Source organism: Caproicibacterium argilliputei (assembly GCF_029211325.2).
GTDB classification, from domain to species: domain Bacteria; phylum Bacillota; class Clostridia; order Oscillospirales; family Acutalibacteraceae; genus Caproicibacterium; species Caproicibacterium argilliputei.
Genome location: NZ_CP135996.1, coordinates 1,925,188 through 1,939,419 on the forward strand (window position 1 = coordinate 1,925,188; position 14,232 = coordinate 1,939,419).

Sequence of the window (14,232 nt, forward strand, 5' to 3'; positions counted from 1 at the left end):
ACAAGGGCATTATATGGATAATTGTGCTTTTCGTATGGATAATTATTGCACGTACGCAACATTTGTATTGCCGAGCACACGGCACAGCTCACGCAGCAGCACCTCATTGACATCCACGCCGCGCGAAGCAGGCGCGCGGAACATGGTTTTCTCCTGCGTGAAAACCACATACAGCTGTGTGCGTCCGTCAAAAACAGCCAGATACTTTTTCGCCCGCAGGTAAGCCGGGTCTTCCCGCGACTTCACTTTCAAGTAAAGCCCCGGCTTCACGTGCTTTCCAGAGAGCTGTGCGGCAGGCGCCGCAGGCTGCTCCCGCGGTACCGCACTCGCCTCCTCTGCCGAACGGATTTCCTCACAGAGCAGCTTGGGGTCTTCATCCTCACGAATACTCAAGCGGCCAGTCACACACAGCACGTGGCCCTCCTCCAGAAGCGGCGAAACGCGCGCCAGAACCTGCGGAAATACCAGCAATTCCATCGAACCGCAAGCGTCCTCCAGTGTAACAAATGCCATGGTGCTGTTGTTTTTCGTCACTTTGGTTTTAATACCGGAAACAATCCCCAGCAGGCACAGGCGGTCTCCATCCTTCCAGCGCCCGCCGGCTTCCGTTTCGAAGCTTTCCAAAACGGTACCAATTTTAACCGCGCCGATTTTGTGGTACAAGTCCTCATACGCCGCCAGCGGATTTCCGGAAAGGAACAGACCAGTCACTTCCTTTTCCATGGCAAGGCGGTCGCTGACACTGTAATCCTCCATTTTCGGAATCTGAAAAACTTCCTGCGCACCGTCCGTTTCCTCCGGCTGGTCAAAAAAGCCGATTTGCCCCTCCAGGTTGCGCCGCTTGTCATTGGACAGCGTGTCCAACACCAGGGGAATCGCCGTCATCATCTCGCGCCGGTTGCTGCCCAAACCGTCCAGTGCACCACACTTCACAAAGCTTTCCAGGGAGCGCCGGTTGGTTTTGTCAAACGTCCGCTTACAGAAATCATAAAAAGAGCGATATGGGCCGCTGCGTTCCCGCTCCTGCAGCACTGCGTCAATCAAGCCGCGCCCCAAATTTCTGACTGCAAGCAGCCCAAAGCGGATATCTTTGCCAACCACGGTAAAGGCAGCGGCGCTGCTGTTGATTTCGGGACCCAGCACCCGAATGTGCAGGCGCCCGCACTCTGCAATGTACTGTGAGAGTTTTCCGGTGCTGTCCAAAACGCTGGTCAGCAGTGCCGCCAGATACTGCTGCGGATAGAAACATTTCAGGTAAGCGGTCTGGTAAGCAAGATAAGAGTACGCCGCCGCGTGGGATTTGTTAAATGCATAGGAAGCAAAACTTTCCATTTCCCCGTAAATCTGCAAGGCTGTCTGCTCATCCACCCCATTTTGCAGGCAGCCCGGTACCTCCCAGGTACCATCTGCCCGCTGCAGACCGTGGATAAAAATTTCCTTTTCCCGCTGCATGACATCGTGCTTTTTCTTGCTCATGGCGCGGCGGACAATATCTGCGCGCCCCAGGCTGTACCCTGCAAGCGAGCGAAAAATCTGCATGACCTGTTCCTGATAAACAATGCAGCCGTACGTCACCTTTAAAATTGGCTCCAGTAGGGGATGCGCATACGTAATGCCCTCCGGGTGCTGCCGGTTCTGAATGTACTTCGGAATGAACTCCATGGGTCCGGGGCGGTACAGGGAATTTGCAGCAATCAGGTCTTCCAGCTTTTCCGGATGCAGCTGCATCATCATGCTGCGCATACCGGCAGACTCAAACTGAAAAATGCCTTCCGTGTTTCCTGCGGTAAACTGCGCATAAACCTCCGCCACATCCAGCGGAACCTTGCTGATACGGAAGTCCGGCTTTTCCCTGCGAATCATTTCCTCTGCGTCATGAATCACCGAAAGGTTGCGCAGACCAAGAAAATCCATCTTCAGCAGTCCCAGTTCCTCCAGCGTGGTCATGGTGTACTGGCACACGGTGGCATCACCGTTTTTTGCCAGCGGCACATAGTTTGCCACCGGCTTATCTGTAATGACCACACCGGCTGCGTGTGTGGAGGTGTTACGCGGCATACCTTCCAGCTTACGCGCCATGTCAATCAAAGCTTTGACCTGCGGGTCCTCCTCATAACGCTGCTTGAGCTCCCTGGAGGCCTCCAGCGCCTTTTCCAGCGTCATGTTCTGCCCCGGTGCGGTTGGAATCAGTTTGGCCACACGGTCCACAAACGCATAAGGCAGCCCCATGACCCTGCCGACATCCCGAACCGAACCCCGCGCCGCCATTGTGCCGAACGTCACAATCTGCGCCACGTGGTCCGCACCGTACTTTTCCACAACATAGTCAATCATTTCCGACCTGCGGTCGTCCGCAAAGTCAATGTCAAAGTCCGGCATACTGACCCGCTCCGGATTCAAAAAGCGTTCAAACAGCAAATCATACTGCAGCGGGTCAATACCGGTGATGCCAATGCAGTACGCCGCCAGACTGCCTGCGCCGGAACCGCGCCCCGGCCCCACCGGGATGCCGACCTCTTTGGCATGGCGGACAAAATCATGCACAATCAGGTAATAATTCACATACCCCATTTTCTGAATGGTATCCAGTTCATATTCCAACCGCCGCACGATTCTTTTCGACGGATTTTCCCCGTAATGCGCGTGCAAACCGGCGAAACATTTTTCACGGAAATATGCGGTGTTCTCTTGCCCATTCGGCGTATCAAAACGCGGCAGCTTGGTTTTACCGAACTCAAATTCCACACAGCAGCGCTCCGCGATTTTGGCGGTATTGTCTGCCGCCTCCGGATGCTCTGGAAACAGTGCGCGCATCTGCTCCTCTGTTTTATAGTAAAACTCTTTGCTGCCGAAATTCAGGCCGCCCTCTTCATCCAGCGTATGGTTGGTCTGAATACACAGCAAAACATGATGCATTTCGCTGTCTTCCTGCTCAATGTAGTGACAGTCGTTCGTTACCACCAGCGGAATGCCAGTTTCCTGCGAAAGACGAATGAGCTGCGGGTTCACACGCTTCTGCTCCGGCAGACCGTGATCCTGCAGCTCCAGATAAAAATGCTCGTTCCCGAAAATTGAAGCATAGCGCTGCGCCGCTTCTTTAGCGCGCGGATAGTCATTGGCACTGAGTGCACGCGGAATTTCCCCTGCCAGACAAGCCGAAAGCGCAATCAGACCCTCATGATACTTTTGCAGCAGTTCCAAATCAACGCGCGGTTTTCTGTAAAACCCTTCCGTCCAGGCGCAGCTAACCAGCTGAATCAGATTCTGATAGCCCGTATTGTTTTCACACAGCAAAACCAAATGGCGGTTTTCGCCGTCCAACTCGCGTGTGCGGTCAAAGCGGCTGCGCTGCGCCACATAAACCTCACAGCCGATGATAGGCTTGATACCGCGCTTCTTTGCCACTTTATAAAAATCGACCGCACCGTACATGACGCCGTGGTCGGTAATGGCAACCGCTTTGTCCCCGCGCGCCTTTGCCGTATCCAACAACCGCTCGATGCGGCACGCGCCGTCCAGCAGGCTGTATTCCGTATGCAGATGCAAATGAACAAACATGGTACCCGCTTCCTTTCCAAACACCCGGTTACTCTGCTCGGCGGCACAGCTTTTCTGCCAGCTCGGTAACACGCTGCAGGCGGTGATTCACTCCGGAGCGCGAAAGCGGCGGCGTAAGCTTTTCCCCCAGTTCGCGCAGCGAAAGCTCCGGATTTTCATAGCGGAGGCGTGCCAGCTCCCGCAAATTCTCCGGCAAAGCCTGTAACCCCAACCCCATGTCCAGAAGCCGCTGCAACGCCTGAATCTGCCGTGCCGCCGCGGAAGCGGTCTTGCCCAGATTGGCGGTTTCAAAGTTAGTCTGCCGGTTCACCTGGTTGCGCATTTCGCGCAGCATTTTCATCTGTATGACTTCCATGGCGGCTTTGGGTGCGCCCATCAGCGTCAGTAAATCTGAAACGCGGTCAGCGCCCTTTATGTACACAACATAGGCGCCCTTTCGCTGCGAAACCCCCGGTTGCACCGCCACAGGCAGCTCCCCCAACAGCGCGGTAAGGTCGCGCGAAAGGTGCATACGCGGCACAACAAACTCCAGGCGGTAATCTTTGGTGGGATTCACAACGGTTCCGCAGGTAAGAAAAGCTCCCCGCAGAAAGGATGCGGGGCAGCACTCATTTTCTAAATTGGCGCGGTTCAGCCGAAGGGTCACTTCCCGCCCGGTATGCCCGAAAAAGTCCAGAATGCGTGCCCTGTCGCGCTCGTCATCCACAGAAACGACACTGGCAGGATGTGAAGCGCGGCGCAAAACCGTTCGTGTGGAAAGGATGGCGGCAGTCAATTCCGCAGTCATCTGCGCGATGCGCTGGGCGGCCGCGCTGCTTTCTGTGGTCAGAGAAATACCGGATTCCTGAAAAGTGCGCCCCATCAGCAGCATTCCGTAACATTCCGCTTTCTGGCAGCAGGCACTCCGCATTTTCTTTCGGCAAAGTTCATTTTTTACATCGGCGGCAAAAGACACAGGCACCGCGCTCCTTTCCTCTAAGGCTTTGGAACTTTTACTGCTTATGCACTCAAAGTGCTGACTTCCTGTTGACGCAGACTGCAAAGGAAGCAGGCTTCCCCGCCAGCTGCTGTTTACAATGCTCCACAGGAGCATTGTAAAGGCAAAAGAGGCTTCCCTTTTCACTCGGGCTTGCGCCCGAACCTGCTTCTCTTACGAAGGTCGCGGCGGGCTTTGCCCCCGCGCCCCCTGTCGCTTTCTAAGAAAGCGACAGAAAGCAACCTGTCGAAGTGCCAACTTTTTGTTGACGCAGATTGTAAAGGAAGTGCAGGCGCGCTCCGTGAGCTTCAGCACACTGCCAGCGGGGGCTTCCCCGCCGTGAGCTTCAGCACACCGCCAGCGGGGGCTTCCCCGCCGTGAGCTTCAGCACACCGCCAGCGGGAGCTTCCCCGCGCAGACTGAGCCTGCACGGCTAGTTTTTTTGGATGTCGCGGTGATTGACGCTGGCACGGTACCCTTTTTCAATCAAATGTTCGTACAGCAGCTGCGCAATCGTTACTGAACGATGATGCCCACCAGTGCAGCCGATTGCCACCACCAGCTGACTTTTGCCTTCATCACAGTACAGTGGAATCATATAATCGAGCAAATCCAGCAACCGCGTCACAAAGCCCTTGGTCTGGTCCCACTTGAGCACATAATCATGCACGGGCGCGTCCAACCCCGTCTGATGGCGCAACTCTTCAATGTAGTAAGGATTCGGCAGGCAGCGCACATCAAAAACCAAATCCGCCTCCGTTGCCATGCCGAACTTAAAGCCAAACGACATACAGTGAATCTGCAGAGCCGAGGTCACATCCCCCAGAAACAGTGTGGAAAGGCGCTCTTTCAGCTGCGCCGGTGAAAGCAACGAGGTGTCAATGACATAGTCTGCCAATTCCCGCACCGGGCGAAGAATCTCCCGTTCCAGGCGAACTGCCTGCTCCAAACCGGTCGCACCCTCGCAAAGCGGGTGGCGGCGGCGCGTTTCTTTAAAGCGGTTAATCAGTACGGGATTGCTGGCGTCCAAAAATAGAATTTTGTAGGTCTTATTCGCAATCCGCAGATCCTCCAGCGTATCCAAAAGGGTCGAAAACATCCCGCCGCCGCGAATATCCGTGACCACCGCCACACGGGATAAAGTATCCTTTGCCTGCGTGCAAAGGTCATAAAACGCAGGAATCAGCTTGGGCGGAATGTTGTCCATACAGTAAAAGCCAATATCCTCCAGCGCATGAACCGCACGGGATTTTCCCGCACCCGAAAGCCCGGTAACAATAATAAAATCCATCTGTGAAAACTCCTTACGAAACCGGACGCACCTCGCACTCCAGCCGCACGCCGGCCTGCTTGAATACGGTTTCCTGAATCTTTTCAATCAAAGCCAGCACATCACTGCAGGTAGCGTCTCCGGCATTCACAATAAAACCCGCGTGCTTTTCACTGACCATCGCGCCGCCGACCTGGGCGCCTTTCAAACCGCATTGCTCAATCAATGTACCAGCGTAAGCGCCGTCCGGACGCTTGAAAATGCTGCCGGCACTGGGCATTTCCAACGGCTGCTTCGCCTTGCGGCGGTTAAAGTAGTCCTCCATCTGCATGGCGATCTGTTCCGGATTGCCCGGCTCCAGACGCGCCACAATGGAAGTCAGGATACTGCCGTTCTTCTGATAGGCGCTCTTACGGTAATCCATCTCCATCTCCGGCCCGAGCAGCGAATCGGTCTTGCCGGTGCTGGTTACGTGCGTGGTAGAAATCAACACGTCGCTGAACTGCCCCTCATAAGCACCTGCATTCATAAACGCCGCGCCGCCCACACTGCCGGGAATCCCCCATGCAAATTCCAGACCGGTCAGCCCATTGCGCTGTGCAAACTTGCACAGTCCCGCCAATGTGGCGCCGGAACCGCAGGAAACCGTTGTGGGGTCTGCCAGCGTGATGCGGCGGAAATCTCCTGTCAGTGAAAGCACCGCGCCGCGAACGCCCTCGTCGCTGACCAGCACGTTGCTTCCGTTTCCCAGCACCATCAGCGGGATATTGAGCGAAGACGCCGTGCGGACAATGTCCTTTAGGGCAATAATATCTTTAACGGCAATATAAAGATCCGCAGGACCGCCGATCTGAAAGGTTGTGTGCCGGCTCATCGGTTCCTCTTTCAGCACCAGGCAGCCGGCATTTTCCGCCGTTCTTTTCAGGGCCTCAATTTTTTCCATCGGATCGTCCTCCTAATATTGATTCAGTCATTCGGTGTGGCAAACGCACGGGTGTATTCCGCGAGATAAGTATGCAGCCGTTCTTCGCTGGAGTTCACAACCAGTTCTTCCGGAAAGTCCAGTTCCTGCAGCAACGCCTGCGTATGCGAAAAATCCCCCACCAGCGTGGAAAAGTGCGCATCACTGTCCACCACAATCGGCACCCTGTATTTTTTGCAGAGCGCCATAATCCGGCGGCAATTCGGAACATAGTCCAGGCGAGTGCGGAATGTACTTTCATTGAGTTCCACCAGCTTGCCGGCAGCGGCAAACTGCGGCAGCACCCGTTCGTAGTCAAACGCATATTCCGGGCTGCCGCAATGTCCAATCACATTCACACGCGGATTTCTACAAATCTGTTCCCAAAGGTGCGTGACCTTTTCCGGTGAAGGCTGCTCCCCCTGCGGCATACAGACCGAGTGAATGGAAGCCACCACCCAGTCCAGATCCTCCTCGCATTCCTGTTCCACATCGATATGCCCTTCGTAATCTATGATATTCGTTTCCTGCCCGCGCAGTACCAGAACGCCGTGAAAGCGATGCGGCACCACCCGCAGATTATGAAAGTACCATTTTCCGGGTGCGCCCGGCATCGTAATGCCGTGGTCCGTAATCGCCACTGCAGAAAGCCCCCGCTGCGCCGCCGCGTCCACCATTTCCTGCAGTGAACTGTAAGCGTGCGTGGAAGCGGTCGTGTGCATATGCAAATCCGCAATAAACTTCATTTCCAGTATGCCCCCTTGTAAAACCCTATAAACCATTCTGTGGAAAACCACGAGAGCACCGTCTGCTTTCATGTAAAACGCCGCCGCAAAACTAACTTTTCGACGATACTCCTCATAAAAGAATAGCACACATATCCCGCTGTGTCCACGCCTTTCGGCGGAAAGACGGAACATGGTGCCTCCCCATACAAAACCGGTTAAATATCAAGTTCCCGTTTGGTTTCCTGCTGCTTGACCATGGAAAGATCCATGCCCAAACTCTGCAGCAATTCTTCCGCCGCATTGTAACCCATTTTTTTCTGGCGGTTGTTCATGGCAGCGACCTCAATGATGACTGCCAAATTCCGCCCCGGTTTCACCGGAATGGTCAGCACCGGCACTTTAATGCCCAGCAGTTCGGTGTATTCGCTGTCAATTCCCATGCGGTCGTAGACCTTGTGTCCGTCCCACTGCTCCATGTTGATGACCAAATCAATTTTTTCTGAAACTTTGACCGCGCCAATACCGAAAATCCGACGGGCATTGATAATGCCGATGCCGCGCAGTTCGATGAAGTGGCGGATGTTGGCGGGTGCCTGCCCGACCAGGCTCTTTGCGGAGACCCGGCGAATTTCCACCGCATCATCGGCAATCAGGCGGTGACCGCGCTTAATCAGCTCAATAGCGGTTTCGCTTTTGCCCACGCCACTGTCCCCGACAATCAGCACGCCCTCGCCATACACCTCCACCAGCACCCCGTGCCGGGTTACACGCGGTGCCAGCTCCACATTCATGTACGCAACCAAAGACGCAACCAAACTGCTGGTTGTTTCCGGTGTTGCCAGCACCGGTACCTCATATTTTTTGGTTGCCTCCAGCAATTCCGGCACCGGGTCCAACTTGCGGGCAATGATGACGGCCGGCGGCTTTTTGCTGAAGATTTCATCCAGCACTTCTTTTCGTTTTGCAACAGGACTGTCGTTCAGAAAAGCAGTTTCCGCATTGCCAAGCACCAAAATCCGCGAAGTATCATAATAATCATAGAAGCCGTTCAGTTCCAGGCCGGGGCGGTTCACATCCGTAGAAGTAATCAGAATCTTCTGCGGGTCGCCAGGCATATAAATGGTTTCCAGGGAAAGCTCCTTCATGACTTTGTCAAGAGAAACGCTGTACGTCGTAGCCATACGAAAACACCTGCTCTTTCTAGATTTTCTGCACGGCAGACTGCCGCCATTTCTTTCTATTATATCCTAAGTACCGAAAAGTTTAAAGACCAAAAAGCGCAAAAGATGAATTATTCTTCTTTTATTCAGCTTGAACAGCGCGAATATTGTGTTATAATGTAAATAATTCTGATTTTGTCCGGATGGTGCCTTTTTCGTGGAAGGCAGCAGTTTCCTGTCCGTTTTTGTCAGCCGGGCAAAAACCATTTCGGAGGTCGTTTATGAAAGTCGCCTTGTTTTCCGGGGCCGGCGCGGTCAAATGCGCCGCCTCCACTTATACTTCCGTGCTGAAAAGCGGACTGGAAAAGGCAGGCCACCAGGTTCTGCTGGTTACCGCCGACCCGGCAATTGACGACTGCTTCGCGCAGGACGGCAAAATTTTCTGCCCGGCAAAAATCACCCCTAGCCTTTACGGGATGTCTGTGCGCACCAGTCTGCTTGGCCCCATGGAAGAACTGCTGAACAACTTTCGCCCGGATCTGGTTCACCTTGTCACACTGGATGAAATGGGGCTGGCCGGGCTGAAATATGCCCAAAGGCGCCGCCTGCCGCTAGTCACCACCATTCACAACCTCCACGACGCTCTGGAAGGCTACGGCGTCAACAAAGCCTATGACAACCTGGCAAAAATGAAGGTGCGCAGCACCGTACGGAAAATCGTGACGGAAAGTGACATGGTTCTGGCGCCGAGCGCCCAAACTGCTGGGCTTTTGCAGGAACTGGATATCTCCTGTGCGGTTGCGCGTTCGCCTTTCTGCATTGACTTGGAAACTTTCCATCCGTCAGAGCCAACTTCACAGATTCGGGAGCGTCTAAACATCCCCAAAGACGTGACCTGCTACATTTTCGCCGGTCGGCTGGTGGATGACTGCGGCCTTGATGAGCTGCTGGAGGTGTGGAATGCCTCTGTACCCGCAATCGACAACCTGCACCTGATCGTCGCGGGCAGTGGGCCGGACGCAGCATTTTTTGCGGAAAAAGTCAAGATGCTCTCCCTCTCCTACCAAGTGACCTTTGCCGGTGAGCTATCGCCGTCTGACCTGAACGACTGCTTCTCCTGCTGTCGCGCATTTGTCAGTGCAAGCCGTTCTTCTGCGGTGAAGGCCTCTCCGCTGGAAGCACAGGCAGCCGGTCTGCCGGTCATCGTCCACAAGGACAGCGCCAATGCAGAGTTGGTGCGCGATGGTGTCAATGGTTTCACCTATGACACACCGTCGCAGTTTGGTGAGAAGCTGCACATGATGGCGGGTCTTGACCCGGAGGGGGAAATTCTTCTGCGAAAGCTCGTGCGCAAGAGCGCGGTCAATCTGTCTGACAAAAACCTTGCCGCCGTTATGGAGGATACCTACGAAGAAGCAAAGAAACACCACCGCGAAACGCTGCGGGACGAATAAAAAACCGTACTGCCGATTCAAACGGCAGTACGGTTTTTCTTTGTCAGCAGAAATATTCCTAGAGCATCTCCCGAATATGCTGTGCCAGATACAGCACAACCGGAAAAATGTACAGCGCCATGGTCATCAGCGCGGCAATTCCCGCAAAAAGCAGACCGGCAGGTTTTTCCAGCCATCGCAGACGGCGCAGCCACTTTTTGCGGTGCAGCAAGAGCAGCAGAATGACTGCCGCAGCACCAAAGACGCTGCACACCGCGCCGCCCACAAAGCCCGGCGATGTATACTGCACGCGAACGGTGTTTTTCCCCGCCTGCAGCTTTACAGCCAAAAACGTGCCGGAAGCAAGGCTGGTCTGTGCCGTGGTACCGTTAACAGTCGCATGGAAGCCGCTTCCGCCGCGCAGCGGCAGTACCAGCCAACCGCCGCTTTTCGCCTGCACCGTTCCGGAAATCGTGCTGCCGTCCGCCTGCAGGTCGGCGGTCTGTGTCTGCTGCAGCGCCGCTTCCAGCTTTTCATCATCCATTTTCGCAACGCCAAAGGAGAGGCAGTCCACATTGTGCAAAACCTCCACCTGAATCTCCACTTTCTGATCCTCAAAGGTTCCCAGATCCAGAAGGCCGTTAAAATTGCCGTTTGGATAATTGTCCATTACCATCTTGTTGTTGACGTAAATACGGAACGCGTTGTCCAAAGGGCTGCTCAAATCACGTGACGTTTTGTTGTAACAGTCAAAGTATAAAGTTGTTTTGCCGGTCACCAGAATCTGGTACAAAACGCTTCCATCGGAGGAGGCGGAAACGCGCGTGCCGCTGCCCGGAACCGTTTCAACCTCTGCCTGATACAATTCTGTGGGAGAAACGCGCGTCAGCAGGGAGTCGCTCTTTCCAAACACCGTCTGATACAGCGTATTCTGCGCGGCAAAGCGGTCGCCATCCTTCGGCGTGCTGCCCAATGCCTGCGTTACAAAGCCAAACGGCAGGCTGTACGGCTGCTTCACAATGGAATAGGTACCGTTGCTGTAAATGCTTTTTCGCCCGTTTTCACTGCCGCTGCGCGTGATACTGTACTTCTGCGCGAGCAGCGCATCCGTCAAAAGCGTGCCGCCGCTGGAGTGAATCTCCATCCAGTGCGAGGAATATCCCAGCTTCTGCAGGGACTCCATATATACTCCGTTGGTCAGCGAAGTGTAATGGTCAAGCGCCGGATATCCCAATGCGCCGGTCAGGTTGGTGTCAAAGTACAGGTCATCCACTTTCATGCGGTACAGGGAGCTGTCCTGCACACGGTTCTGCAGGTCTGTCACACTCTGGTACGCATTTCCGTTTCCCGCGGCGGCGGTCACATATACATTGACGTTAAAGCAAAGCTCCACCGCCGTCACCACACACAGCAGCACACTCACTGCCCTTACTGAAAAGCGGCGGCAGCGGAATCCAAAAAACAGGAGCAAATACACGCAGAGCACCGCGCCGGTAAACAGCAGACCCAGTTTCAGCGCGCTGTTGTCTGCCCACAGCGTCTGCGCATAGCGTGTCAATGCCGTTTTCTGCGTTCTGAGCAGCCACGCACCCAGTGCCGCCGCACCTGCTGTGCCTGCGCACGCCAGCAGCAAAAGCCCCGGCCCTGCGGCAGGCTGCGGAGGCGCCAACCGCTGGCTCTGCTCCAGATGCCATGCGGTCAGCAGCAAACCCGTCAGCGGAATCATGTACCCGAAGCGCACAGGAAACGCCTGGTAACTGCCCAGGTGCCACATTCGGTCAATCGGGTCAATCACCAGCGGCAGCAGCAGGAACAGCAGTGTCAGGAACAGCGCCCCCTGCACCTCCCGCTTTCGCGGCTCCGTCAAATACAGCGGCACCGCCGCGACTGCCGCCGCTGTGCAGGTCCAAATCGGCAGCGTGGTCGGCAGGCTCGGCGTAAAGCTGCCACCACTCACACTGGAGACTAAATCCATCACCCTGCCGGACTGCAGATACTCCAGAAAGGACGGCAGCCACACGACCGCCGTTGCCAGCAGCGCCGCCGCTGTGCTCAGCCCCAGCAGCATGAGCACGCGCCCGCGCCGTCGCGGCAGCAGGTAAACCGCTGACAAAACGCCGAACAGTAATACCAGCCAGAAAAACACCATGGCGCTTAAATAGTAGTTGACCACAATCACTGCGCAGAGTGTCAGCACAAACAAAGCCGGTCTTTCCGCGCGGCAAAGCCGATACACCCCCAGCACCAAAATGGGAAACAGCGCTGCCATGTCCAGCCAGACGATGTTCTGGTAGTACATCATCGCAAAACCGGAGCAGGCGTACATGACGGAAAAGCTGCTTGCCTGCATGGTGTTCAGGTGCGGAAACAAGGTCGTAAAAAGAACCGCTGCCGTGCCGGCGCAGAGCGCCAGCTTCAGCAGAAGCAGAATGTTCATAAAAACATAGAAATCCGCCTTCGGCACAAAGGCTGTCAAAAACGTAAACGGACTGGAGAGGAAAAAGAAAAAGACACCCCAGAAGTCCATGCCGCCTGCGTTCTGCAGATTTAGAAACATAGAGGTTTTTCCCGCGAGAATATCCTGAAATTCCATCATCAGCGGCACAACCTGATGGTTCATGTCGCACCACGCCACCGTTTTGCTGCCAAACGGAAACAGGCCTGCCGCGGCAAAGCAGCCGGAAACCAGCAGCAGAACTGCCAGCGGCGCAGCCAAAATCGCCCGGTTCTGCCGTATCTGCAAACAATCATCCCCTTTCTTCCGCACAGATAAGATTGTTATATTTTACCTTTTTCTTGTGCAAATAGCAAGTCCGCACCGCAAATTTGCAAAAAAAGCAGAGGAAACAGACCGTTTCCTCTGCTTTCCGCTTATTTGCCCAACAGCACTTTATGGTAAACTTTCTTGCCTTTTTTCAGCACCGCTGCCCCATCCGGGAAGTCCGCCGCCGTCAACACAGCCGCCGGATCAGTCACCTTCGTGCCATTGACAGCAAGACCACCCTGCTGCACCAGACGGCGAGCTTCGCTCTTGCTGGGCACCAGTTTCACCTTGACAAGCAGTTCCAGTACGGCCACAGAATCTTCTGTAAAGTCAGACAGTTCCAGCGTGCTGGTGGGCATATTGGCGGTATCTGCGCCGCCGCCAAACAGCGCGCGCGCGCCCTCGCGGGCTTTTTCCGCTTCTGTTTCGCCATGAATGGCCTTTGTAACTTCGTAAGCAAGCACCTCTTTGGCTTTGTTCAGCGCGCTGCCCTCGCAGTTTGTCAGTTCGCGAATCTTCTCTATAGGCAGGAACGTCAGGAATTTCAGGCAGCGCTCCACATCCGCGTCGCCGATGTTCCGCCAGTACTGGTAAAATTCAAACGGGCTTGTCTTGTTCGGATCCAGCCAAACGGCACCTTTTTCCGTTTTGCCCATTTTCTTGCCCTCGCTGTTGGTCAGCAGTCCCAGCGTCAAGCCATAAGCGGATTTGTTATCTTTCCGGCGAATCAGCTCCACACCGCCGATGATATTGCTCCACTGGTCATCACCGCCAACCTCCAGCACACAGTCGTACCGGCGGTTTAATTCCAGAAAGTCATAGCTCTGCATAACCATGTAGTTCATTTCAAAGAAAGAAAGTCCGCGCTCCAGACGCTGCTTGTAGCACTCGGCTGCCAGCATCCGGTTTACGGAGAAGCACACGCCGATGTCCCGCAAAAACTCCACGTAATTGAGGTTCAGCAGCCAATCGGCGTTGTTCGCCATAATCGCCTTGCCCTCGGAAAAATCAACCAGCGGCGCCATCTGCCTGCGGAAGCACGCCACGTTGTGGTCAATCTGCTCGCGCGTCAGCATTTTGCGCATATCCGTTTTACCGGATGGGTCGCCAATCATGCCGGTGCCGCCGCCAAACAGGGCAATCGGTGTATGTCCTGCTTGCTGCAGGCGTGCCATGGTCATGATGGTTACGAAATGCCCGACGTGCAGGCTGTCCGCGGTCGGGTCAAAGCCGATGTAAAACGCACACTTGCGGTTATCCAGCAAGTCGCGCACGGCTTCCTCGTCTGTCACCTGCGCAATGAGTCCGCGTTCTTTTAAATCTTCGTATACACCCATTTGAATACCTCCAAAAATACTGCAGAGAGTAAACAAAAACGCCCC

At 54.8% G+C, this 14,232-nt stretch carries 9 protein-coding genes; 1 reads left to right on the forward strand and 8 read right to left on the reverse strand.

Annotated features, from left to right (window positions below; all coding sequences use genetic code 11):
• Positions 1-42: 42 nt before the first annotated feature.
• The 6 genes from PXC00_RS09380 to hprK all read right to left on the reverse strand — a co-directional run bounded on the left by PXC00_RS09380 (position 43) and on the right by hprK (position 8,674).
• Positions 43-3,558 (reverse strand): DNA polymerase III subunit alpha, encoded by a 3,516-nt coding sequence (locus tag PXC00_RS09380; protein ID WP_275845250.1) that lies wholly within the window; start codon positions 3,556-3,558, stop codon positions 43-45.
• Between the two features lie 28 nt (positions 3,559-3,586).
• Entirely contained in the window at positions 3,587-4,519 is a 933-nt protein-coding gene (gene whiA, locus PXC00_RS09385) for a DNA-binding protein WhiA (protein WP_316934930.1), read from the reverse strand.
• Between the two features lie 448 nt (positions 4,520-4,967).
• On the reverse strand, positions 4,968-5,825 hold the full coding sequence (gene rapZ, locus PXC00_RS09390; RefSeq protein ID WP_275845253.1) for an RNase adapter RapZ: 858 nt from the start codon (positions 5,823-5,825) through the stop codon (positions 4,968-4,970).
• Between the two features lie 13 nt (positions 5,826-5,838).
• Positions 5,839-6,747 carry a UDP-N-acetylmuramate dehydrogenase gene (gene murB / locus PXC00_RS09395; RefSeq protein WP_275845254.1) on the reverse strand — a complete coding sequence of 303 codons (909 nt, stop codon included), beginning with the start codon at positions 6,745-6,747 and terminating at the stop codon, positions 5,839-5,841.
• A 23-nt stretch (positions 6,748-6,770) separates the two neighbouring features.
• Complete coding sequence (locus tag PXC00_RS09400) at positions 6,771-7,511, reverse strand: phosphatase (protein ID WP_275845256.1); 741 nt, start codon at positions 7,509-7,511, stop codon at positions 6,771-6,773.
• 197 nt (positions 7,512-7,708) lie between these two features.
• On the reverse strand, positions 7,709-8,674 hold the full coding sequence (gene hprK / locus PXC00_RS09405) for an HPr(Ser) kinase/phosphatase (protein WP_275845257.1): 966 nt from the start codon (positions 8,672-8,674) through the stop codon (positions 7,709-7,711).
• A gap of 260 nt (positions 8,675-8,934) precedes the next feature.
• Here hprK and PXC00_RS09410 point away from each other — a divergent pair, with 260 nt between their 5' ends.
• Positions 8,935-10,107 carry a glycosyltransferase gene (locus PXC00_RS09410; protein ID WP_275845258.1) on the forward strand — a complete coding sequence of 391 codons (1,173 nt, stop codon included), beginning with the start codon at positions 8,935-8,937 and terminating at the stop codon, positions 10,105-10,107.
• 58 nt (positions 10,108-10,165) lie between these two features.
• On the opposite strand, the gene PXC00_RS09415 is transcribed toward PXC00_RS09410, so the two are convergent.
• Together PXC00_RS09415 and tyrS are read right to left on the reverse strand one after the other, a co-directional pair.
• Positions 10,166-12,829, reverse strand: a complete 2,664-nt coding sequence (locus PXC00_RS09415; RefSeq protein ID WP_275845260.1) for a YfhO family protein — start codon at positions 12,827-12,829, stop codon at positions 10,166-10,168.
• A 128-nt stretch (positions 12,830-12,957) separates the two neighbouring features.
• Positions 12,958-14,187 carry a tyrosine--tRNA ligase gene (gene tyrS, locus PXC00_RS09420; protein WP_275845261.1) on the reverse strand — a complete coding sequence of 410 codons (1,230 nt, stop codon included), beginning with the start codon at positions 14,185-14,187 and terminating at the stop codon, positions 12,958-12,960.
• Positions 14,188-14,232: the final 45 nt, after the last annotated feature.

What these genes read in the sequence shown, in the direction of transcription:
- PXC00_RS09380 (WP_275845250.1), bottom strand. Translation starts at nt 3,558, where the DNA reads ATGTTTGTTCATTTGCATCTGCATACGGAATACAGCCTGCTGGACGGC.
- rapZ (WP_275845253.1), bottom strand. Translation starts at nt 5,825, where the DNA reads ATGGATTTTATTATTGTTACCGGGCTTTCGGGTGCGGGAAAATCCCGT.
- murB (WP_275845254.1), bottom strand. Translation starts at nt 6,747, where the DNA reads ATGGAAAAAATTGAGGCCCTGAAAAGAACGGCGGAAAATGCCGGCTGC.
- PXC00_RS09400 (WP_275845256.1), bottom strand. Translation starts at nt 7,511, where the DNA reads ATGAAGTTTATTGCGGATTTGCATATGCACACGACCGCTTCCACGCAC.
- hprK (WP_275845257.1), bottom strand. Translation starts at nt 8,674, where the DNA reads ATGGCTACGACGTACAGCGTTTCTCTTGACAAAGTCATGAAGGAGCTT.
- PXC00_RS09410 (WP_275845258.1), top strand. Translation starts at nt 8,935, where the DNA reads ATGAAAGTCGCCTTGTTTTCCGGGGCCGGCGCGGTCAAATGCGCCGCC.
- tyrS (WP_275845261.1), bottom strand. Translation starts at nt 14,187, where the DNA reads ATGGGTGTATACGAAGATTTAAAAGAACGCGGACTCATTGCGCAGGTG.